This window comes from Olleya marilimosa CAM030, assembly GCF_000518485.1.
Lineage (GTDB): Bacteria > Bacteroidota > Bacteroidia > Flavobacteriales > Flavobacteriaceae > Olleya > Olleya marilimosa.
In genome coordinates this window covers 733,758-755,350 of sequence record NZ_JADR01000001.1, presented here as the reverse complement: position 1 = coordinate 755,350, position 21,593 = coordinate 733,758, and the positions used below count along the sequence as shown (strand labels likewise).

General features: G+C 31.6%; 20 protein-coding genes. 16 read left to right on the top strand and 4 right to left on the bottom strand.

Annotated elements, in window-relative coordinates:
- Window positions 1-66: 66 nt before the first annotated feature.
- From M890_RS0103675 to bshA, 15 genes are all read left to right on the top strand, one after another.
- Window positions 67-1,179 carry an N-acetylmuramoyl-L-alanine amidase family protein gene (locus M890_RS0103675; protein WP_028282229.1) on the top strand — a complete coding sequence of 371 codons (1,113 nt, stop codon included), beginning with the start codon at window positions 67-69 and terminating at the stop codon, window positions 1,177-1,179.
- 54 nt (window positions 1,180-1,233) lie between these two features.
- Complete coding sequence (locus M890_RS0103670; protein ID WP_028282228.1) at window positions 1,234-2,181, top strand: MlaD family protein; 948 nt, start codon at window positions 1,234-1,236, stop codon at window positions 2,179-2,181.
- Window positions 2,182-2,211: 30 nt separating this feature from the next.
- On the top strand, window positions 2,212-3,525 hold the full coding sequence (locus tag M890_RS0103665) for a 4Fe-4S dicluster domain-containing protein (RefSeq protein WP_028282227.1): 1,314 nt from the start codon (window positions 2,212-2,214) through the stop codon (window positions 3,523-3,525).
- A gap of 107 nt (window positions 3,526-3,632) precedes the next feature.
- Window positions 3,633-3,815 (top strand): hypothetical protein, encoded by a 183-nt coding sequence (locus tag M890_RS0103660; RefSeq protein WP_028282226.1) that lies wholly within the window; start codon window positions 3,633-3,635, stop codon window positions 3,813-3,815.
- 9 nt (window positions 3,816-3,824) lie between these two features.
- The gene (locus M890_RS0103655) at window positions 3,825-4,142 is read left to right on the top strand and encodes a hypothetical protein (protein ID WP_232219122.1); all 318 of its coding nucleotides are present in this window, start codon (window positions 3,825-3,827) and stop codon (window positions 4,140-4,142) included.
- A gap of 8 nt (window positions 4,143-4,150) precedes the next feature.
- Entirely contained in the window at window positions 4,151-4,942 is a 792-nt protein-coding gene (locus M890_RS0103650) for a (Fe-S)-binding protein (protein ID WP_028282224.1), read from the top strand.
- Window positions 4,942-5,133, top strand: a complete 192-nt coding sequence (locus M890_RS0103645) for a hypothetical protein (protein ID WP_036597063.1) — start codon at window positions 4,942-4,944, stop codon at window positions 5,131-5,133. Before M890_RS0103650 ends, M890_RS0103645 begins: the two co-directional genes overlap by 1 nt.
- A gap of 31 nt (window positions 5,134-5,164) precedes the next feature.
- Window positions 5,165-6,388, top strand: coding sequence for a phosphoserine phosphatase SerB (serB, locus tag M890_RS0103640; RefSeq protein ID WP_028282222.1), 1,224 nt, complete (start codon window positions 5,165-5,167; stop codon window positions 6,386-6,388).
- Between the two features lie 11 nt (window positions 6,389-6,399).
- Entirely contained in the window at window positions 6,400-6,885 is a 486-nt protein-coding gene (locus tag M890_RS0103635; RefSeq protein WP_028282221.1) for an ABC transporter ATPase, read from the top strand.
- A gap of 192 nt (window positions 6,886-7,077) precedes the next feature.
- Complete coding sequence (locus tag M890_RS0103630) at window positions 7,078-7,518, top strand: thioredoxin family protein (protein ID WP_028282220.1); 441 nt, start codon at window positions 7,078-7,080, stop codon at window positions 7,516-7,518.
- Window positions 7,508-8,497, top strand: coding sequence for an FAD:protein FMN transferase (locus M890_RS0103625; RefSeq protein WP_028282219.1), 990 nt, complete (start codon window positions 7,508-7,510; stop codon window positions 8,495-8,497). Before M890_RS0103630 ends, M890_RS0103625 begins: the two co-directional genes overlap by 11 nt.
- Window positions 8,490-8,702: a DUF4266 domain-containing protein gene (locus tag M890_RS0103620; protein WP_028282218.1), complete on the top strand. Its 213-nt coding sequence runs from the start codon at window positions 8,490-8,492 to the stop codon at window positions 8,700-8,702. Before M890_RS0103625 ends, M890_RS0103620 begins: the two co-directional genes overlap by 8 nt.
- Before the next feature lie 10 nt (window positions 8,703-8,712).
- Window positions 8,713-10,086 (top strand): DUF3570 domain-containing protein, encoded by a 1,374-nt coding sequence (locus M890_RS0103615; RefSeq protein ID WP_036597061.1) that lies wholly within the window; start codon window positions 8,713-8,715, stop codon window positions 10,084-10,086.
- 120 nt (window positions 10,087-10,206) lie between these two features.
- Window positions 10,207-13,128, top strand: coding sequence for a serine hydrolase domain-containing protein (locus M890_RS0103610; protein ID WP_028282216.1), 2,922 nt, complete (start codon window positions 10,207-10,209; stop codon window positions 13,126-13,128).
- 53 nt (window positions 13,129-13,181) lie between these two features.
- A complete protein-coding gene (bshA, locus tag M890_RS0103605) occupies window positions 13,182-14,321 on the top strand; it encodes an N-acetyl-alpha-D-glucosaminyl L-malate synthase BshA (protein ID WP_028282215.1) in 1,140 nt (379 codons plus the stop codon).
- Window positions 14,322-14,377: 56 nt separating this feature from the next.
- On the opposite strand, the gene M890_RS0103600 is transcribed toward bshA, so the two are convergent.
- Both M890_RS0103600 and M890_RS16350 read right to left on the bottom strand, forming a co-directional pair.
- A complete protein-coding gene (locus M890_RS0103600) occupies window positions 14,378-14,854 on the bottom strand; it encodes a hypothetical protein (RefSeq protein ID WP_028282214.1) in 477 nt (158 codons plus the stop codon).
- 181 nt (window positions 14,855-15,035) lie between these two features.
- Window positions 15,036-16,631 (bottom strand): OmpA family protein, encoded by a 1,596-nt coding sequence (locus M890_RS16350; protein WP_051437434.1) that lies wholly within the window; start codon window positions 16,629-16,631, stop codon window positions 15,036-15,038.
- A 160-nt stretch (window positions 16,632-16,791) separates the two neighbouring features.
- Here M890_RS16350 and M890_RS0103590 point away from each other — a divergent pair, with 160 nt between their 5' ends.
- Window positions 16,792-19,680: an FAD-binding and (Fe-S)-binding domain-containing protein gene (locus tag M890_RS0103590; protein WP_028282213.1), complete on the top strand. Its 2,889-nt coding sequence runs from the start codon at window positions 16,792-16,794 to the stop codon at window positions 19,678-19,680.
- Here M890_RS0103590 and M890_RS0103585 read toward each other — a convergent pair whose 3' ends face one another.
- Window positions 19,681-20,520, bottom strand: coding sequence for a hypothetical protein (locus M890_RS0103585; RefSeq protein ID WP_028282212.1), 840 nt, complete (start codon window positions 20,518-20,520; stop codon window positions 19,681-19,683).
- A gap of 58 nt (window positions 20,521-20,578) precedes the next feature.
- Window positions 20,579-21,424 carry a UDP-2,3-diacylglucosamine diphosphatase gene (locus M890_RS0103580; RefSeq protein WP_028282211.1) on the bottom strand — a complete coding sequence of 282 codons (846 nt, stop codon included), beginning with the start codon at window positions 21,422-21,424 and terminating at the stop codon, window positions 20,579-20,581.
- Window positions 21,425-21,593: the final 169 nt, after the last annotated feature.

The window sequence follows — 21,593 nt, the reverse complement described above, 5'->3', positions numbered from 1 at the left end:
AATGTTTTAATATTCGTTAAAATTTATAAATCATACTAAACGCAAAATAAATTGGTTATAACATCTATGCAAACGAACATTTTTAAACTTATAGTATCCTTTATAATAGTATTAACATTTAATAGCTTTCAAACTAGCCATGCACAAGGTGGTAATGGTAAGTTTATCGTAGTTTTAGATGCAGGTCATGGTGGGAAAGATCCAGGTAAACACGCTAAAACTGGACTAAAAGAGAAAGATATTGCTTTAAACATTGTTTTAAGTGTTGGGAAAATTTTAGAAAAAAACGATGATATTAAAGTCGTATATACTAGAAAAACGGATGTTTTTGTAGATTTATTTAAAAGAGGAAAGATTGCAAATGATGCCAATGCAGACCTTTTTGTATCAATACATTGTAATGCACACAATACGCAAGCTTCTGGATCCGAAACTTATGTATTAGGAATACACCGTAACAAAACAAATTTTGAAGTTGCTAAAGCAGAAAACGAAGTTGTTTACTTAGAAGAAAATTATAAGGAAAACTATAAGGGTTTTGATCCAAACTCACCAGAATCCTTTATAGGGTTGTCATTAATGCAAGAAGAGTATTTAGATCAAAGTATAAAATTGGCATCGTTAATTCAAAATGCTTTCACTAATAAATTAAAAAGAAAAAACAGAGGAGTTAAACAAGCTGGATTTATAGTTTTGCATCAAACAGTTATGCCTAGTGTATTGGTAGAAACTGGTTTTATTACTAATACTGCTGAAGGTGCTTATTTAAATTCTACAAAGGGTCAAAAAGAATTATCTAAGTCTATATCTGATGCAATTTTGGATTATAAAACCGAAATTGATAAAAATGTAGGTAGTATAGTTATGGAAACACCTATTGCTGATACTATTTCTATAGAAGAAAACACTATTAAAAACACTGTTTTTAAAATTCAAATAGCAGCTAGCTCAAAATCTTTAGAGCCTAAAGCCTATAATTTTAAGGGATTGCAAGATATTTCTAGAGAAAAATCAGGTGGACTGTATAAATATTATTATGGTTACACGTCGGATTATAATAAGATTCAAAAGCTACAAATAGAAGCTAAAAATAAAGGTTATAAGGACGCTTATATTGTTGCTTTTAAAGACGGAAAACAAATCAAACTGTCTGAAGCATTAAAAACCGAGTCTAATTAGACTGATTCTTTTATATTTATTTTCTAATTTTGTTACCAATCTAAATTTCATATCTTGAAACTATCACTAGAAGTTAAAACAGCCATATTAGTTATTCTTGGAATAATATTTTTCATTTTTGGATTTAGTTATCTAAAAGGGAATAATATATTTGATTCTAACAATACGTATTATACAGAGTTTGATTATAACTCATTAGCAGTATCTGCTCCAGTAACCATAAAAGGGAATACGGTAGGTAAGGTTAAAGAAATCAAATATGATTTTGAAACGGGTAAAACAAGAGTTGCTTTTTCTGTAGACAAACAATTACAGTTTTCTAAAAACAGTAAAATTAGCATGTACCAAACAGGTTTAATGGGTGGAAATGCATTAGCAATAAAACCTGCAGATGACAATCAAATGGCTAAGGATGGCGATTTAATCCAATCAGATGTAGAGGAAGGCTTAGTAACTAGCCTTACCAGTGATTTTTCTCAATTAAGTACTAACCTTGACGGAACGTTAAAAACGGTAGACACTTTAATGGGTAACCTTAATGGTCTTATCGCAGACAAATCTGAAAATGGATTACAAAACACGTTAGCCGAATTAAATGCTACCTTAAAATCTTACAAAGGATTAGCGTATTCGATTAACTCTGTAGTTAAAAAAAATGACGAAAACATAACTACAATGGTAGATAACTTTAATCAAACCAGTGGTAATCTAAACCAAATGAGCCAAAAGTTAAACCAAGTAGATATAGCAAAAACGGTTGAAGATTTACAAGCAACCTTAGCTAGCGTAAATACCATGATGGCAAACGTTAAAAACGGAGAAGGGTCACTTGGTAAATTACTTAAAGACGATGGCTTATATACAAACCTAGAAGGTGCAGCATTACAAATGGAGCAACTTTTAGAGGACATGAAACTAAACCCTAAACGTTACGTACACTTCTCATTATTTGGTAAAAAACCAAAACAATACGACGCAGAAGGAAACGAGCTTAAAGATTAAACCAAAATTAAAACTAACTAAACTAACTATATGGAATACATACCTAACATAATTTTTGCAATAATACTTTTTGCAGGTATTGGCTACTTTGCAAACAATGTAAAAAAATTAGTCAGAAACATAAAACTAGGTAAAGACGTTGACGTATCAGACAATAAACCACAACGCTGGAAAAACATGGCATACATTGCTTTAGGGCAAAGTAAAATGGTCAAACGTCCAATAGCTGGATTTTTACACGTTATTGTTTACGTAGGATTTGTAATAATAAACATCGAAGTTTTAGAAATTATCATCGACGGATTATTTGGTACACATAGAATTGGTCACAGCGTACTTCCAGAAGCACTATACGGATTTTTAATAGGAAGTTTTGAGATATTGGCAGTACTAGTATTAGTAGCAGTTATCATCTTTTGGACGCGACGTAACGTTATTAAACTAAAGCGTTTCATGAAGTCAGAGATGAAGGGTTGGCCTAAATCTGATGGTAATATTATATTGTATTTTGAAGTCGTATTAATGTGTCTATTTTTAATAATGAATGCAACAGATACAGTATTTCAAGACTATAATTCAGGTAACGTAATCAGTCAATTTATAGCTCCATTATTTAGTGGATTATCAGAAGCAGCATTGCATACCATAGAGCGTGCAGCATGGTGGATACATATTGTAGGTATATTAGTGTTTTTAAACTACCTATACTTTTCAAAGCATTTACATATCCTTTTAGCATTTCCAAACACATATTATGGTAAGCTAACACCAAAAGGACAATTTAAAAATAATGCAACAGTAACTAAAGAGGTTAAGTTAATGATGGATCCAAACGCAGATCCATTTGCAGCTCCTGCAGAAGGTACAGAAGCAGCAATGCCAGAAAAGTTTGGTGCAAGTGACGTACAAGATTTATCATGGGTAAACCTTTTAAATGCCTATACGTGTACAGAATGTGGACGTTGTACAAGTGAGTGTCCAGCAAACCTAACAGGTAAAAAGCTGTCACCACGTAAAATAATGATGGATACCAGAGATCGTCTGGAAGAAGTTGGTAAAAACATAGACGCTAATAAAGGGACTTTTGTAGACGACGGTAAACAATTATTAGGTGACTATATAACAACCGAAGAGCTTTGGGCTTGTACAAGTTGTAACGCCTGTGTAGAGGCTTGTCCAGTTAGTATTGATCCATTAAACATTATTATGGAAATGCGTCAATACTTAGTAATGGAGCAAAGTGCAGCACCAATGGAGCTTAACAATATGATGACCAATATAGAAAACAATGGTGCACCTTGGCCTTACAACCAAATGGACCGTTTAAACTGGAAAGACGAGTAGTATAATTTGGGCGTTACCACAAGGGTCGCGCTATCCATTATATCTTTTTTTGCCATATATGGCAGCAAAAAAAGGATGTCATTACTATCGCTAACGCAAACCAAAGCATGAGTTTTATATTAAATATACCATCAAAAACAAGACTAATAGTTGGCATTATAGCTACTACTTTAGGTGTGTTATCATTCTTAATTTTAGATAAATATAAGGTTGGTTTTTTAGGTGGATTATTATCAGGAATGCTTTTAGGGATAGGTGTAGGTTTAATAGTAACGTATAAAAAAATATAACGTATATAATTGAAGTATAGAATTTTAATATTAATAATCAGTAGTTTTAGTTTAACACAACTAAATGCTCAAGACTATAAAAAAGATTCACTTCAATTTAAAATTATAACACAAATAAAATACAAATCTGGAGCAGTACAAGACATAAAACTTAAAAAAGTATTATGTGACTACTGTACAGAAAAACAAACCAAACAATTAGGGTTACAAGCACTAAAGTTAGCAAGCTTAGAGCAAAACGATCCAAAAAATAAAAAGGAAAACGGAATTAAGATTTTATCCATTTATATAAGATTAGCTAAAACCGATTTTTCAGCAATTAAATAAAACAGATTATGAGCGAACAACTTATAGTGCCAACTATGGCAGAAATGATGAGCCAAGGTAAAACTCCTGATATTTTATTCTGGGTTGGATCAGCAGGAAGTTATGACGACAGAGCAAAAAAAATCACCAAAGCTTTTGTAAAAATATTAAACAAAGCAAAAGTAAATTTTGCAGTTTTAGGTACAGAAGAGAGCTCAACAGGTGATATCGCAAAACGTGCAGGAAACGAGTTTTTGTTTCAAATGCAAGCCATGATGAATATTGAGTTACTTAACTCATATAACGTAAAACGTATTGTAACCTGCGATCCGCATTCATTTAATTGTTTAAAAAACGAATATCCAGAATTAGGAGGTAATTACGAGGTGTTACACCACACACAGTTTATCAAACAATTAATAGACAATAAAGTCATTCAAATAGAGAATAGTAACTTTAATGGTAAGCGTATTACATTTCATGATCCATGTTATTTAGGTCGTGCAAATTCAGAATATTTAGCACCAAGAGATGTGTTATCTATATTAAATGCAAATTTAATCGAGATGAAACGTAACAAATCTACAGCATTATGTTGTGGAGCAGGAGGTGCGCAAATGTTTAAAGAACCAGAAAAAGGAGACAAAGATATTAATGAGTTAAGAACAGAAGATGCTTTAGAGACTAATCCAGATATAATTGCAACAGGTTGTCCTTACTGTATGACCATGATGTCAGATGGAGTAAAAGTTAAAGAAAAAGAAAACGAAATAAAGGTTATGGATATTGCCGAGCTAATTGCTAACGCACAAAATTTATAATGGATTTCAAAAAATTTATCCTATCAGGTTTAATTTCAGGAATTGTATTTGCCTTATTAATGGCAGGATGGGATTACTATAAAGAGGTGCCTTTTTCGGTTTTAAAATTTATAATTCATTTTGTGTTATTCGCTTTGTTTAATGGCTACATGTCTTACAGAACGGAAAAAAAGAAATTAAATAATAAGTAGTAGCTAGTCGCTTTTTAATAGCAGTATATTGATGACCAACGAGATCTTTCTTCTAAACATATCAGGACCAGATAAACCAGGTTTAACCTCAAGTTTAACTAACGTTTTATCCCAATATGGTGCCAAAATTTTAGATATTGGTCAGGCTAATATACACGATACGTTGTCTTTGGGTTTTATGTTTGAGATAGAAACTGGTAACAACTCAGCAGCAGTTTTAAAAGATTTATTATTCAAAGCTTACGAGTTAGGTGTCAAAGCTAAATTTACACCAATATCCTTAGAGGATTACGAAAAATGGGTAGGATTGCAAGGTAAGGATAGATATATCATTACCATTTTAGGAGAAAAACTAACTGCAGAACAAATATCTGAGGTAACTAAAGTGATTTCAGAAAAAAACCTAAATATTGACGCTATTAAGCGTTTAACTGGACGTACATCTTTAATTAAAGAAGAAGAATATCCAAGAGCATCCATACAATTATCTATTAGAGGTAAAATTGAAAACAAAGCAGAGTTTACCGAAAAATTCATGCAAATATCTCATGATTTAGATGTAGATATTGCGTTTCAAGAAGATAATATTTACAGACGTAACAGACGTTTAGTATGTTTTGATATGGACTCGACATTAATACAAACTGAAGTAATTGACGAGCTTGCAGAATTAGCAGGAGTTGGAGCAGAGGTAAAGGCAATTACAGAGTCTGCTATGCAAGGCGAAATTGATTTCAACGAAAGTTTTAAACAACGCATGCAATTATTAAAAGGGTTAAGTGAAGACGTTTTACATAACGTAGCAATCAATTTACCAATTACTAAAGGTGCAAGACGGTTAATAGATACTTTAAAAAAATACGGTTTTAAAACAGCCATTTTATCTGGTGGTTTTACTTACTTTGGACACTATTTGCAAAAAGAATTAGGGATTGATTATGTTTATGCCAATCAATTAGAAATAAAAGATGGTTTGCTTACTGGAGGTTATCTTGGAGAGATTGTAGATGGTAATAAAAAAGCCGAATATTTACAAGATATAGCTAATAAAGAAGGCATCGATATTAGTCAAACCATAGCTGTTGGAGATGGAGCCAATGACTTGCCAATGCTCAACCTAGCAGGATTAGGTATTGCATTTCATGCCAAACCAAAAGTAAAAAATAATGCCCAAAGTGCTATTTCCAGTATAGGATTAGATGGTGTATTATATTTATTAGGATACCACGACAGACATATAGATTTAATAGAATAACGATAAAAAAAATGTTAGTAGATTTTAACACATTACCAGAGACATCAAGAGTATGGATTTATCAATCTAATCGCTCATTTTCGGATACCGAATTAGAAGAGATAAAATCTAAGCTAGATATTTTTATCGAAAGTTGGACTGCTCATGGTAGCGACTTAAAAGCTGGCTATGATATTAGATATAAGCGTTTTATAATTTTAGCTTTAGACCAAGAGGTAAATAAAGCAACAGGCTGTAGTATTGATGCTTCTGTCACGTTTATTCAACAACTAGAGAAACTGTATAATGTAGATTTGTTAGATAAAATGAATGTGTCTTATAAGCAAGGCGAATTTGTAGCACATAAGACCTTAACCGATTTTAGAAAAATGGCTAAACAAAAAGCGGTTTCAAAAAACACAATTGTCTTTAATAACTTAGTTACTAATATTGAAGAGTTAAACGAAAGTTGGGAAGTACCAGCTAGCGAAAGTTGGCACAACAGATTTTTAAATTAATCACTTACTTTTATTTCTTAAGGTATCTTATTTTTATAACTATTTTACTTACTTAAATTTGTTAATTATAGTTTGATTATTAGTTAATTAGTATTTAAATCTTTTTTTTTAAATTAAGGTTAAAGTAACATATGTTACACAATTTGCAATTAATTATCACGTTATTTATTGGTAAATTTATATTAACTAGTTATGTCTAAAATCAAAGTTATTTTATTTGTTACCCTATTATTCTCAATACAATCTTTTGCTCAAGATTGGCATACTGATATAGATAAGGCAAAAAGTTTGGCTAATAAAAATAATCAAAATATAATATTAGTTTTTCAAGGTTCTGATTGGTGTGCGCCTTGTATTAAATTGGACAAGGAAATTTGGAGTACTTTACAGTTTCAAAATTTAGCTAAAAATCACTTTGTAATGCTCAAGGCAGATTTTCCTAAAAGAAAGCAAAATAAATTACCTCTAGATTTACAAGCAGATAATAATAAGCTTGCAGAAAAATACAACCCAAACGGTTATTTCCCTTTCATACTTGTATTAAACGCTAAAGGCAATGTGTTAGGTAGTTTAGGTTATGAAAAATCAACTCCTGAAGACTTTTACAAAAAACTAATAGCTTTTGAAAACTAATATTTTAATAGTCGTATTATTATTTTATGTTTTGGGTTTTAGCCAAGACACTTATAATAAGAAACTTAAATTAATGGGAAGTAGTTTTGATATTACAGTAGTAGCAGACTCCCAAAAGCAAGCAGACACTTTTATTAATATAGCAATTTCTGAAATTTCTAGAATAGAAAAATTAATATCGTCTTGGGACCCAAATTCACAAACGTCTTTAATTAATAAAAATTCAGGAATCAAAGCAGTAAAAGTTGATTTGGAGTTATTTAATTTAATAGATCGAGCTTTAAAAATCTCTAAATTAACCAATGGTGCTTTTGATATTAGTTACGCATCTATGGACCAAATATGGAAGTTTGATGGTACAATGACTGAAATGCCATCCAAAGAAGCTATCAAAAAATCAGTAGATAAGGTTGGTTATCAAAATATAATATTAGATAAAGACCAACAAACAGTTTTTTTAAAATTAGAAGGCATGAAAATTGGTTTTGGAGCTATAGGTAAGGGTTATGCTGCAGACAAAGCAAAAGCATTGCTAATATCAAAAGGTGTAATCTCTGGAATTATTAATGCTTCTGGTGATTTAAATACTTGGGGAAAACAACCTAATGGAGATGATTGGAAAGTTGCCATAATAAATCCACTAAATAAAGAAAAAATTTTCTCGTGGTTACCAGTTAATAATAGCGCAGTTGTCACTTCTGGTAATTATGAAAAATATGTAAAATTTAATAACATCTTATACACGCACATTATAGATCCAAGAACAGGGTATCCTGCAACAGGCATTTTAAGTGTTACTATTTTTACTAAAACAGCAGAATTGGCAGATGCATTAGCGACTTCAATATTTGTTATGGGAAAAGACACAGGTTTAGATTTTGTAAATCAATTAAAAGGAGTAGAGTGCATTATTATTGATGAAAACAATACCATTATTACCTCTAAAAACATAGCATTAAATAACTTAAAACATGATTAAAAAAGCAATTATTTTAGTTACTCTTATTTTTTCGTTTAGCTCATGTGTAGTAGTAAAAGAATATGAGAAAGTAAATTTAAGTGATCCAGATATGTCATTAACACAAAAAAAAATTGATCGTTTTGAAACAGCCTTTCAAGTCTATCGTGAAGGTGCTTCAGGTGCTAATGGAGGTAAGTCAGGTGGTGGATGTGGTTGTAATTAATAAGCAAAAAATGAAAAATAATATAATAATTATAATGTTTTTGTGCTTTGGAAGTGCATGGTCTCAACAAGATTCTACATTAGTTTACAAAAAACGTGTTTTAGAAACAACTGAGGTTGATTTTTTATCAAGTTATTACAGTCAAGATGGTAATAATGCCTCAGTTACTGGAGGTATAGGTACTGAAGAATTGACAGATGCAACAGCAACCATAGTCGTTAGTATGCCTCTAAATGAAGATGACGTTTTAACTATAGATGCAGGAATTTCAGCATATACTTCAGCATCTTCAAGTAATACAGATCCCTTTGACGATTCAGATGGTGCAACACCATGGTCAACTTCGTCAGGTGCTTCAGCTAGTGATGTTTGGGCAAATATTAATGCAGATTACTCTCATAGTTCTGACGATAGAAATACTATTTGGAATGCCGATCTATCTTTGGCTTCTGAGTATGATTACTTTTCATTAGGTTTTGGTGGTGGATTGACTAAACTTTTTAATGAAAAAAATACGACAATAGGTGTAAGTGCTAAAGTGTATTTAGATACATGGAATCCTGTTTACCCAATAGAGTTAAGATCTTTTGAAGATAATAATGGAAATCTAACACAGGGTTTATTTAGTAATTTAAATATAATTGATCAAAACGGAAACACATCATTAGCGTATAATCCAGTTAATTATAAATCCATTCAGGATAAGGGTAGAAACACCTATTCTTTATCATTAAGTTTTTCTCAAATCCTTAGTAAAAATGCACAATTTTCTGTCTTTTTAGATCTTGTTAATCAACAAGGCTGGTTAGCAAATCCACTACAACGTGTATATTTTTCAGATGTAGACAATTATTACGTAGGTAATGCAGCTAGTATTCCTAATTACACATCATCTGGTAATACTGATGTATTTCAATTAGCAGATGATATAGAGCGGTTACCAGACAGTAGAATAAAAATTCCTGTAGGATTTCGCTTTAATTATTATTTAAATGAAGTTTTTACCGTTAGAACTTATTATAGATATTATTTTGATGATTGGGGAATTAAATCAAATACAGCTAGTATAGAAGTCCCAATAAAGATTTCGCAAAAATTTACATTATATCCATCGTTTAGATATTATGATCAAACCGAAGCAGACTACTTTGCACCTTATGAGCAAAACCTATCTACAGAACAGTTTTACACATCAGATTATGATTTATCTAAATTTAGTGCCAACCAGTATGGTTTTGGTATAAGTTATACAGATATTTTTAGTTCTGCACATATCTGGGAATTAGGATTAAAAAGTATAGATTTTAAGTACAATAATTATCAACGTAATACAGGACTAAGTGCTAATTATTTTGGATTAGGTTTTAAATTTGTTATGGATTAACGGTTTGTAATTAGGTAATAAATCTATCTTAAAGTCTTTTAATAATAGGGATAAATATACTAATTTGGCATAGTTTTTAGTTGTACATTAAAGTGTAACTATAATAGTCAATTTCAGTATATGCAATATTTAAAATCCCTCGTCTTATTTTTATGTTTTACTTGTGTCATGGTTGCACAAGATACGCCTAACCCTTTATTAGATAAAAACCCTGTAGCCCAACAACAATGGGTGGATAGTCTGTATAATAGTATGTCTTTAGAAGAAAAAATTGGACAACTATATATGGTTCAGGTGTTTTCAAGTCAATCACCACAAGAAAAAATTAATATTGTAAATCTAATTAGAGACAACAAAATTGGAGGATTAATTTACTCAAAAGGTGGTCCTGTTAGACAAGCAAAACTAAATAATGAGTTGCAAGCTGCTGCTAAAGTACCATTGTTAATTGGTATGGATGCAGAATGGGGTTTGAGCATGCGTTTAGATTCTACTTACGCATTTCCTTGGAATATGACGCTTGGTGCTGTTAAAAACAATCAGTTAATTGAGCAAACAGGACGTCAGTTAGGAGAGCATTGTAAACGAATTGGAGTTCATTTTAATTTTGCTCCAGTTGTAGATATTAACACTAATCCAAATAATCCTATTATTGGTAACAGATCCTTTGGAGAAGATAGAGATAACGTGACAGATAAGGCTTTAGCCTTTATGAAAGGTATGCAAAGTACAGGAGTATTAGCTAATGCTAAGCATTTTCCTGGTCATGGAGATACAGAAGCAGACTCTCATAAAACATTACCAACAGTCAGTTTTGACGAAAAACGTATTGATTCGGTTGAGTTATATCCTTATAAAAAATTAATTAAAGAAGGTTTATCTAGTGTTATGGTAGCGCACCTTAATATACCAAGCTTAGAGCCTAGAGATGGTTACCCTTCAACGTTATCAGAAAACATAGTCACATCTATTTTAAAAGAGCGTTTAGGCTTTAAAGGTTTGATTTTTACAGATGCATTAACTATGAAAGGTGCTTCCAATTTTAGTGCTCCAGGAGATATTGATTTAGCAGCTTTTAAAGCTGGTAATGATGTCATGCTTATGTCAGGAGATGTTCCTACTGCTATAAATAAATTTATTCAGGCATATAATGCTAATGAAATTACTGAATCGCGATTAGCACACTCGGTTAAAAAAATATTAATGGCTAAATATAAAGTAGGTTTAAATAATTACAAGCCCATAGGTACGTATAACTTAGTTTCGGATTTAAACAGAATTAAGGACGATGCTTTATATGAAATGTTAATGGAAAACGCTATTACTATAGCTAGAGATACCACTAATCAATTACCTTTTAGGAATCTTGAAACAAAAAAGATTGCCTATGTCAATTTAGGTGACGATTCTGGTAGTGTTTTTTATAACGAATTAAAAAAATATACCAAAGTTCATGAAATTGCTGCAGATAATTTAGACGAGCTTATTGCAAAGCTTCAATCTTACAATACAGTAATTGTTGGTTTTCATAAATCAAATGATAGCCCATGGAAAGATTATAAATTTACAAATAAAGAGTTAGTTTGGTTGCAAGAGATAGCACGTACAAACAATGTGGTTTTAGATATCTTTGCTAAGCCTTATGCTTTATTGGATTTAAGCACAGTAACAAATATTGAAAGTGTTGTGGTTAGTTATCAAAATAGTAAAATAGCTCAAGAAAAATCGGCTCAATTACTATTTGGTGCAATTCCAGCAAAAGGAACATTACCAGTATCTGCAGGTGAGTTTTTTAATGTTGGAGATGGTAAACAGGCTAATTCTTTAGAGCGTTTAGGATACTCAATACCAGAGCGTGTTGGTATGTCAAGCTACGCGCTTAAAAAAGTTGATTCGATTGCAAACTACGCTGTTAATGGTAAAATGACACCAGGAATCCAGTTAGTGATTGCTAGAAAAGGAAAAGTAATTTATAATAAAACCTTTGGCAAGCACACTTATGAAGGTTCACAAAAAGTAGAATTTGATGACCTATACGATGTTGCATCTTTAACTAAAATAGTAGCGACCCTACCTTTATTAATGGAGTTAGAGGAGCAAGGTATTGTGTCGTTAGATACTAAACTTTCTGAAATTATACCTTCGTACAAAAATTCAAATAAAAAAAATGTTACTCTAAAAAAAATGTTGTCACATTATGCGCAACTAAAACCTTGGATTCCTTTTTATTATAAGACTTTAGATCCTGAAACTAGTAAACCTTCGGCTAAATATTACAGAAAAACTAAAAGTAAAGGATTTACGGTAAAAGTTGCTCCTGAACTATATATGAGAGACGACTATAAGGATTCAATCAACACTATTATTAAGGATACAGAGCTATTATCAAGATTAAAATATCGCTATAGTGATTTACCTTATTATATTTTAAAACAATATATAGAATCACACTATAATAAACGTTTAGACGAGTTGACTGCGGATCATTTTTATAAATCTTTAGGAGCAAATAACACCATGTATAATCCTTATGACAAGATTAGCGATACTAAGATTGTACCTTCAGAGAATGATGATTATTACCGTTACCAAACTGTACAAGGTTACGTGCACGATATGGGAGCAGCAATGCAAGATGGTGTAGGTGGTCATGCAGGCGTATTTAGTAACGCTAATGATATTGCTAAGATCATGCAATTGTATTTACAAAAAGGATTTTATGGCGGAAAACGTTATTTTAAAAATGAAACCTTAGATAAATTTAATACCTGCTATTATTGCGAAAGTGACAACAGAAGAGGTATAGGTTTTGATAAGCCACAATTAGGAGACGCTGGACCAACTTGCGGTTGTGTAAGTATGACTAGTTTTGGTCATTCAGGATTTACAGGTACTTATGCTTGGGCAGATCCTGAGCAAGAAATTGTATATGTATTTATGGCTAATAGGACGTATCCAACGTCAAAAGGTCCAAATACATTATTAAGAGAAGATATTAGAACAAATATTCAAGCTGCAATTTACGAAGCAATTATAGATTAAATTGTAAAGTTATTTGATTTACACAGACCAAGTTATAAAACTATAAAGATTACATGAAAATAGGAATTGTATGTTATCCAACATTTGGAGGAAGCGGAGTAGTAGCAACAGAATTAGGTTTGGAGCTATCCAAACGTGGTCACGAGATTCATTTTATAACATATAATCAACCAGTTAGGCTTGAGTTATTGGGTAATAATGTGCATTTTCATGAAGTAAATGTGCCAGAGTACCCATTATTTCACTATCAACCATATGAGTTAGCATTATCTAGTAAATTAGTAGATATGGTTAAGCTTCATCAAATTGAAGTCTTGCATGTACATTATGCAATACCACATGCTTATGCTGCTTATATGGCTCAAAAAATGTTAAGAGAAGATGATATTTATGTGCCAATTGTAACTACATTACATGGTACAGATATTACCTTAGTAGGTAGTCATCCATTTTATAAACCTGCAGTAACTTTTAGTATTAATAAATCTGATGCAGTAACTGCTGTATCGCAAAGTTTAAAAGATGATACCTTGCGTTTATTTGATATTAAAAACGACATTGATGTAGTGACAAACTTTATAGATATAAATAAGTTTAGTCATAATTTCACGGACTGTCAACGTGTTATGATGGCTAATGATAATGAAAAAATAATTACTCATATTAGTAATATGCGAGAAGTAAAGCGTATTCCAGATGTAATAAATATTTTTAATAACATTCAAAAAGAAATTCCTGCTAAGCTAATGATGGTTGGTGAAGGTCCAGAAAGAGAACCTGCTGAGCGTTTATGTGAAAAATTAGGTATAAGCGATAAGGTTGTCTTTTTTGGAAATAGTAATGAGATTGATAGAATACTTTGCTTTTCTGATTTGTTTTTATTGCCAAGTAAAACCGAAAGCTTTGGATTATCAGCTTTAGAAGCTATGGCATCAGGAGTACCTGTAATATCTAGTAATACAGGAGGCATACCTGAAGTGAATAAAGAAGGTTTTTCCGGTTATTTAAGTAACGTTGGAGATGTAGATAGCATGAGTAAAAATGCTATTAAAATATTGGTAGATGAAACAGTTTTAAAGCAATTTAAAATGAATGCTAAAGTACAAGCTAAAACTTTTGATATTCATCAAATCGTACCACAATATGAAGCCATTTATCAAAAAACATTAAACAAGTGTAAAATTTTAAATTAAAAACATAAAAAACCACCTTATAAAGGTGGTTTTTTATGGATTATATATAAGGAATATTAAAATCTATAACGGATTCCTAATGCAATATCAAAATCTAAATCATCTCTGTAATCTCCAAAACCTAATTCTGGTCTAAAATCTAAAGATAGTTGTAACGGAATATCAAAATTGTATTCTATACCTATATCTCCAGCAGCAAAAACAAATGTTTCGTCGTCAAAAGCTTTGTTGTCAAAACTATACGATCCAACACCACCACCAACTCCAGCATACCAATTAAAGTCGCCATCTAAGACCCAAACCCATTGGTATAAACCAGCTAATTTAAATCCATCATAAGCACTTCCAGAACGCCATCCTAAATCTACTTCTAATCTATTATTATCTCCTAAAGCACGTTGATAAGAGACTTCAGCTCCAAAACCATCGCTATCACCTAAACGTAAACCAATAGCATTATCAGAAATGTCCTGACCGTAAGTAATTGTTGCAAATCCAAAAATTGCAAAAGCAAATAAAAAGTATTTTTTCATGTTAATTAATTTATTAGTTAATGTATGTACGTTTAAAATCCGATTAAAGATTATAACGCTCTAATATATTATCAAGTTAACTTTTTTTTTGTTAAAAATATAAAATTTATTAACAAAAAAAAGGCTGATAAACAACTGTTTATCAGCCTTTAGTAAACTAAAACTAACTAACTATAATATTCTATTTTACAACAGAAACATCAATTCTTCTATTTTTAGCACGCCCTTCTGCTGTTGTATTGTCAGCAATAGGATCAACAGATCCAATGCCTTGAGTGTTAATGCGTCCAGAAGCGACTCCCATTTCTACTAATTTATTTTTAACAGATAATGCTCTGCTAGCAGATAAACTTTTGTTTCCTTCTGCAGATCCAGTATTATCAGTATGGCCTCTAAACAAAATATTTACTTTTGGATAAGCTTTCATTATGGCTGCTACATTTTCAATTTGATTCATAGAATTAGCATCCAAAGAAGAAGATCCTGTGTTAAAATATAATCTATCAAAAGCGTAGTATTTACCAGCTTCCATTTTTCCGTCTTTGATATAGCTTAAAAAGTTATCTTCAAATCCACCTTCAGGTATATTTAATTTTGTTCCATTAGGTAAATCAGAGCTAAAAAAGTTTCCAATAGCTTCACCAAAAGCATTGACTACGTTACCAGAAGCATCAACTATTCCTCCAGCAACATTACCAATTGTGTTTCCAGCTGCATCAACAGCATTACCTGCTGCGTCTACTGTTTTACCAATAGCGTTACCAGCAGCATCCAAAACATTACCTGCAGCATCAACTGTGTTATCAATCGCGTTACCAGTAGCATCTACAACGTTTCCTGCAGCATCAGTTACTCCATTGGCCGTATTTTTAATTGCTCCTGTTGTTTCATTAGCTGCATCTTTTACATTATCCATTATAGATTTTTCACTATCACATCCTTTTATTAAAAAGAAAGCTAGTAACAAACCAATTATTCCGATTGCCCAAGGTAAAATCTTTTTCACTAAAGATCCACCAGATTTAACAGCATTATTTGCTGTGTTAGCAGCAGCACCTGATACTTTACTTGCTCCATCAAAAGCAGCTTTACCTGCATTACCAGCTAATCCTGCAGCTCCTCCAGCCATTCCTGCTGCACCACCAATAATTTTACTAGCAACATCAACAGCAGCTTTTCCAGTGTTACCAGCAAAACCTAAAGCTCCACTAGCTAAGCTTCCTAATTTATCAGAAATTCCGGAAAATGAACTTAGACCTAATAATGAAGCTAATCCAGCAGGAGCAAACTTATCAAGAAAACTACCTTGATTTGATAATAAGCCAACAAAACTACCCAAATCCATTCCTGATGCTTTTTGTTTTCCTAAGACACCTCCTAATACAGAACCAGCAATGCTAAGAATTGAAGATGACGAATCTTTACCCATTCCAGATACAGAACTTACCAAGTCAATAACTCCTGATGCTTTTTCTCCTAATATATTTTTGACAAAATCTAATCCTTTACCTAAAAAACCTTCCGATTGTGCTCCTCCAGCTCCTAATGTTCCTGCTAAGTTGTCAACAGTACTACCATCACCTAGCATGTTGAAAATAGATTTAGCACCTTCAGGAGAAGAGGCTTTGTCCATTATTCCTCCCAATAAAGCAGGTGCTGCAGCCATAAGCCCTTTTTGGATGGTGTCCTTTTGTTCGCCTCCTAAAAGTGAAGAAACATTACCAAGTACATCATCAGATAATTGATCTTTAAATAGATTTAATAGATTTGTTGCCATTTATTTATTTTTTTAAGTTAATAATTACAAATACAAAGATATTTTTCTTACTAGCTTTAGTATTTTTGTTAAATAACTTAATTGTGTTTGTCGACTAAAAGCACTAATTATAGGTTGAAATACCGTTTTTGTTAACTTAATTTTAGTTTTATTTTCTAATATGGATTTAAAAAGCCTGAAAAACAGCTTAGTAGGTGATTTGTATCATGACGATTTAATTAAATCTATTTACGCTACAGACGCATCAGTTTATAGAATGCTTCCTACAGCTGTAGCTTATCCAAAGAATATTGACGATTTAAAACTATTAATCAAGTTTGCTAAGCAAAATAAAACGTCTTTAATTCCTAGGACTGCTGGTACATCTTTAGCTGGACAATGTGTTGGAGAAGGGATAATAGTAGATGTGTCAAAATATTTTAATGCTATTGTTTCTTTTGATAAAAAAAACAAAACAGTAACTGTGCAACCAGGTGTAGTTCGTGACCAATTAAATAATTATCTAAAACCTTTTGGTTTATTTTTTGGCCCTAACACATCAACCTCAAATCGATGTATGATTGGTGGAATGGTTGGTAATAATTCATCAGGAACAACATCAATTAAATATGGTGTTACAAGAGATAAAATATTAGTTCTAGAGACTATTTTAAGTGATGGTAGTGTTGCTGTTTTTAAAGATTTAACTAAATCTCAAATACAAGAAAAATTAAAGCTTAACAATTTAGAAGGTCAGATATATAGGCAATTACAAAGCGATTTATTTAATGATGACGCTAAGGCGGAAATAATAAAACACTTCCCAAAACCTGAAATACATAGGCGTAACACTGGTTATGCGATAGATGAATTAGTTAAGGATGAAAGTTTTAACATCTGTAAATTACTATCAGGAAGCGAAGGTACCTTAGCTTTTACTACGCAAATAACATTACAATTAGATGTTTTGCCTCTTCCAAATCGGATTATGGTTGCAATGCATTTTAATTCTATTAAAGATTGTTTAAATGCTGTGCAGCCAGTAATGGAGCATGATTTATATACTTGCGAAATGATGGATAAAACCATCTTGGACTTAACTAAGTATAATAAAACGCAACAAGACAATCGGTTTTTTATTCAAGGTGATCCCGAAGCTATTTTAATGTGTGAGGTTAGAGGAGCAACTTTAGAGCAAGCAAAACAACAAGCTAATGACTTAATTAATCTATCTAAATCAAATACAGCAAGCTATGCATATCCTGTACTAATAGCAGATCAAATTGATAAAGCAAATAATTTAAGAAGTGCTGGTTTAGGTTTAATGGGAAATATGATTGGTGATAAAAAAGCAGTAGCTTGTATAGAGGATACTGCTGTTGCATTACCTGATTTAGCTAATTATATAGCAGATTTTACACAATTAATGGCTAATTACAACCAAAAAGCTGTGTATTATGCGCATGCAGGAGCAGGAGAATTGCATTTACGTCCAATTTTAGATTTAAAACAATCCGATGACGTTAAGCTTTTTAGGCAAATTACAACAGATGTAGCGCATTTAGTTAAAAAGTATAATGGATCCTTTAGTGGAGAGCATGGTGATGGTATTGTTAGAGGTGAGTTTGTTGAGCTTATGATTGGCAGTAATAACTATCAATTATTAAGACAAATAAAATCAAGTTTTGATCCTAACAATATTTTTAATCCAGGAAAGATTGTAGATGCTTATCCAATGGATAAAAACTTAAGGTACCAACCAGATAAAGAGGTGCCTGAAATTACAACTCTTCTAGATTTTTCTAAGTCTGAAGGTATTTTACGTGAAGCAGAAAAATGTAATGGTTCTGGTGATTGCAGAAAATTACCTGAGTTTGGTGGTACCATGTGTCCAAGTTACAGAGCAACTAAAAACGAAAAAGATACCACTAGAGCAAGAGCCAATGCATTACGTGAATATTTAACCAATTCTGATAAAAATAATAAGTTTAATCACATAGAATTAAAGTCTGTTTTTGATTTATGTTTAAGTTGTAAAGCATGTGCAAGTGAGTGTCCAAGTAGTGTTGATGTTGCTAGTTTAAAAGCAGAGTTTTTATACCAATTTCAAAAAGAAAATGGAGTGTCTATTAGGACCAAAGTATTTGCTTATAATAATAAATTAAATCAAATTGGAAGACCCTTAATAGGCTTGACAAATTTTATGTTTTCTAATAAAATTACTGCTTCATTAATTAAAAAAACTTTTGGTATTGCTAAACAAAGAAGTTTGCCTTTATTATCAAGTAAAACTTTAGATAAAGCTTATCAATTAACTAAAAATAAGAATATTAATAAAGAAAAATTAAAAACAGTTTACCTTTTTAATGACGAGTTTACTAATCAATTAGATGCTAACATTGGTGAAGATGCAATACAACTGTTACAAGCATTAAATTACGATGTCATACTTATTAATAATGCAGAATCTGGACGTGCTTTTATATCTAAAGGGTTATTAGATCAAGCTAAAAAAGTAGCCGAAAAAAACGTTAGTTTATTCAGAAATATAATCACTAAAAATTCGCCTTTAATAGGTATTGAACCTTCAGCAATTTTAACTTTTAAAGATGAATATCCAAGACTAGTTGAGGATAAAATTTCTGCGGAAGCAATAGCAAAAAACACCTTTTTAATAGAAGCTTTTTTGTCAAACGAAATAGCTATTGGAAACATTACTTCGGATCAATTTACAACCGAAGCACAAGTGATTAAATTTCATGGTCATTGTCATCAAAAAGCACAGTCTAATCAAATCTATAGTTTTAATGTTTTAAATCTTCCAAAAAATTATAAAGTAACTATAATACCTAGTGGTTGCTGTGGTATGGCTGGAAGTTTTGGTTACGAGAAAGAGCATTATGAGATAAGTATGCAGGTTGGTGAGCAAACCTTATTTCCTGCTGTAAGAAAAGCACCTGAAACGACTATAATTAGTGCAAATGGTACCAGTTGCAGACATCAAATAAAAGATGGTACACAACGCATTGCATACCATCCAGTAACTATATTAAAAAATGCTTTATTGTAATTATTCAATAACATTGTAATCTGTTAATACTTGTGTATTAGTTACAGATAACGAAGTTTGTAAAGCACCTAAATCTGCGCCTAATTGATTTAATAATGCAGCAGTTTCAGTATTTAGCTGGTAATTTGTATTAGCTTCAGCCTTGATTAATCCTATATTTTCAGCGTAATAACTATTAACAGATAAGACTTGTTGTGGGTCTAAAATAGATATTGTTTGAGTGACTAAAATAGTAACTTCTGTAGTTACAGATAGTTCAAGACTTATGTTAGATGACGTTACAGAATTATAGGTTGTACCATTAACATCAAAGCTACTAAGGTTTTGTAATTGCGTGCTTTTTAATGTATAATTTATTGTTACTGGATATCCTTGAAAATCTTGTGTAAATGATCCTGATTTTATGGATAATTGTGCGCCATTATCTGCTTGTGTATTGTAAAGCAATGCGTTTTCAAGATTAATTTGAAAATCAAATCCATCAATAGGTAGGCCAACAGTACCATTAGCTGCTAATGTGGTTTCGGTTCTAGTTAATTCTCCACTAGTTAAAATACCACTCATGGTTCCATTAGCAAGACCACCTTGATTTACTGATAACGAGTAGCCATTTGTTGTTTCAATTTCCACATATAATTCGTCCTCACTTGTAGTATTTTGAGCAGTATTATTATCTGTATTTACCACATTGTAATCCCAAGAGTTATCTACATTTAATGGAAAAAAGTCTCCTTCAAATTGTTGCTGAGGCGTTGCTGGAGTATCCTCGTTTGAGTCGCTGGAACAACTAATAAAAATAATGCTAAAAAATAATAGTGAAGCAAGTTTGGAAAATGTCATAAGTGTATATTTTTTTTAACAAATTAACACAAACTATAACAAACACCAAAATTACTGCCTATTTAGATTTTTTTAAGGGTTTCATTATTGTTATTGCAGCAATTAACTCTTGCTCAGACATATCCTTAATCTCTTCATCAGCAAAAAAAGCAGACAACTTATCTTCACTGTATCTATATAGTTTCCAACGTTTAAATTGATATTCTAAAGCGGTAAAATTTTCTACCCAATCTCCAGAGTTTAAGTAATTTGTGGTTCCTTTTTTTGTTTCAACTATTTCATTTTTTGGTTGGTGGATATGACCACAAATAACATAGTCATAGCCATTTTCTATAGCTAAATCTGTTGCGGTCTTTTCAAAATTACTAATAAAGCGAACAGCACCTTTGACACTGTTTTTTATTTTTTTAGATAACGAATAACGCTCTTTTCCTAAGGTTACTAATATCCAATTAATAACTTTATTTATTAAAATTAATAGGTCGTAACCATAAGCACCTAATTTGGCTAACCATTTGGCACTTTGTATGGAAGCGTCAAAAACATCACCATGAAAAAACCATGCCTTTTTACCATCTAAATCCAAAACTAGTTTGTTAACTATGGATATGTTACCAATCTCAGAATCTGTAAATTTCCTAAGCATTTCGTCATGATTACCAGTAATATACGTCACTTTAGTGCCTTTTGCAGCTAAGGATACAATCTTTTTTATAACTTGCATGTGTGACTTAGGGAAGTATCGCTTGCTAAACTGCCAAACATCAATTATGTCACCATTTAATATTAAATGTTTAGGGTCTACGCTACTTAAATAGGTTAGCAATTGTTTGGCATGACAGCCATAAGTACCTAAATGCACGTCAGATATTACTACAACCTCAACCTTTCGTTTTAATTTCAATAGAGTATCATTTCTTAATTACGATACAAATATTAAATTCTATTGTTAATCAAACATTATTGCATAATTATCTAATTATAAGCTAATTGTTAAGTTAACATTACCAATTTTTTCAAGTTGAAATTACTAGGGTTTTGTTTGACTATTATTTATGATTACATTAGCGTAA

Coding starts and splice junctions, on each gene's coding strand:
- M890_RS0103675 (WP_028282229.1), top strand. CDS start 67: ATGCAAACGAACATTTTTAAACTTATAGTATCCTTTATAATAGTATTA.
- M890_RS0103665 (WP_028282227.1), top strand. CDS start 2,212: ATGGAATACATACCTAACATAATTTTTGCAATAATACTTTTTGCAGGT.
- M890_RS0103660 (WP_028282226.1), top strand. CDS start 3,633: ATGAGTTTTATATTAAATATACCATCAAAAACAAGACTAATAGTTGGC.
- M890_RS0103650 (WP_028282224.1), top strand. CDS start 4,151: ATGAGCGAACAACTTATAGTGCCAACTATGGCAGAAATGATGAGCCAA.
- M890_RS0103645 (WP_036597063.1), top strand. CDS start 4,942: ATGGATTTCAAAAAATTTATCCTATCAGGTTTAATTTCAGGAATTGTA.
- serB (WP_028282222.1), top strand. CDS start 5,165: ATGACCAACGAGATCTTTCTTCTAAACATATCAGGACCAGATAAACCA.
- M890_RS0103635 (WP_028282221.1), top strand. CDS start 6,400: ATGTTAGTAGATTTTAACACATTACCAGAGACATCAAGAGTATGGATT.
- M890_RS0103630 (WP_028282220.1), top strand. CDS start 7,078: ATGTCTAAAATCAAAGTTATTTTATTTGTTACCCTATTATTCTCAATA.
- M890_RS0103620 (WP_028282218.1), top strand. CDS start 8,490: ATGATTAAAAAAGCAATTATTTTAGTTACTCTTATTTTTTCGTTTAGC.
- M890_RS0103615 (WP_036597061.1), top strand. CDS start 8,713: ATGAAAAATAATATAATAATTATAATGTTTTTGTGCTTTGGAAGTGCA.
- M890_RS0103610 (WP_028282216.1), top strand. CDS start 10,207: ATGCAATATTTAAAATCCCTCGTCTTATTTTTATGTTTTACTTGTGTC.
- bshA (WP_028282215.1), top strand. CDS start 13,182: ATGAAAATAGGAATTGTATGTTATCCAACATTTGGAGGAAGCGGAGTA.
- M890_RS0103600 (WP_028282214.1), bottom strand. CDS start 14,854: ATGAAAAAATACTTTTTATTTGCTTTTGCAATTTTTGGATTTGCAACA.
- M890_RS16350 (WP_051437434.1), bottom strand. CDS start 16,631: ATGGCAACAAATCTATTAAATCTATTTAAAGATCAATTATCTGATGAT.
- M890_RS0103590 (WP_028282213.1), top strand. CDS start 16,792: ATGGATTTAAAAAGCCTGAAAAACAGCTTAGTAGGTGATTTGTATCAT.
- M890_RS0103585 (WP_028282212.1), bottom strand. CDS start 20,520: ATGACATTTTCCAAACTTGCTTCACTATTATTTTTTAGCATTATTTTT.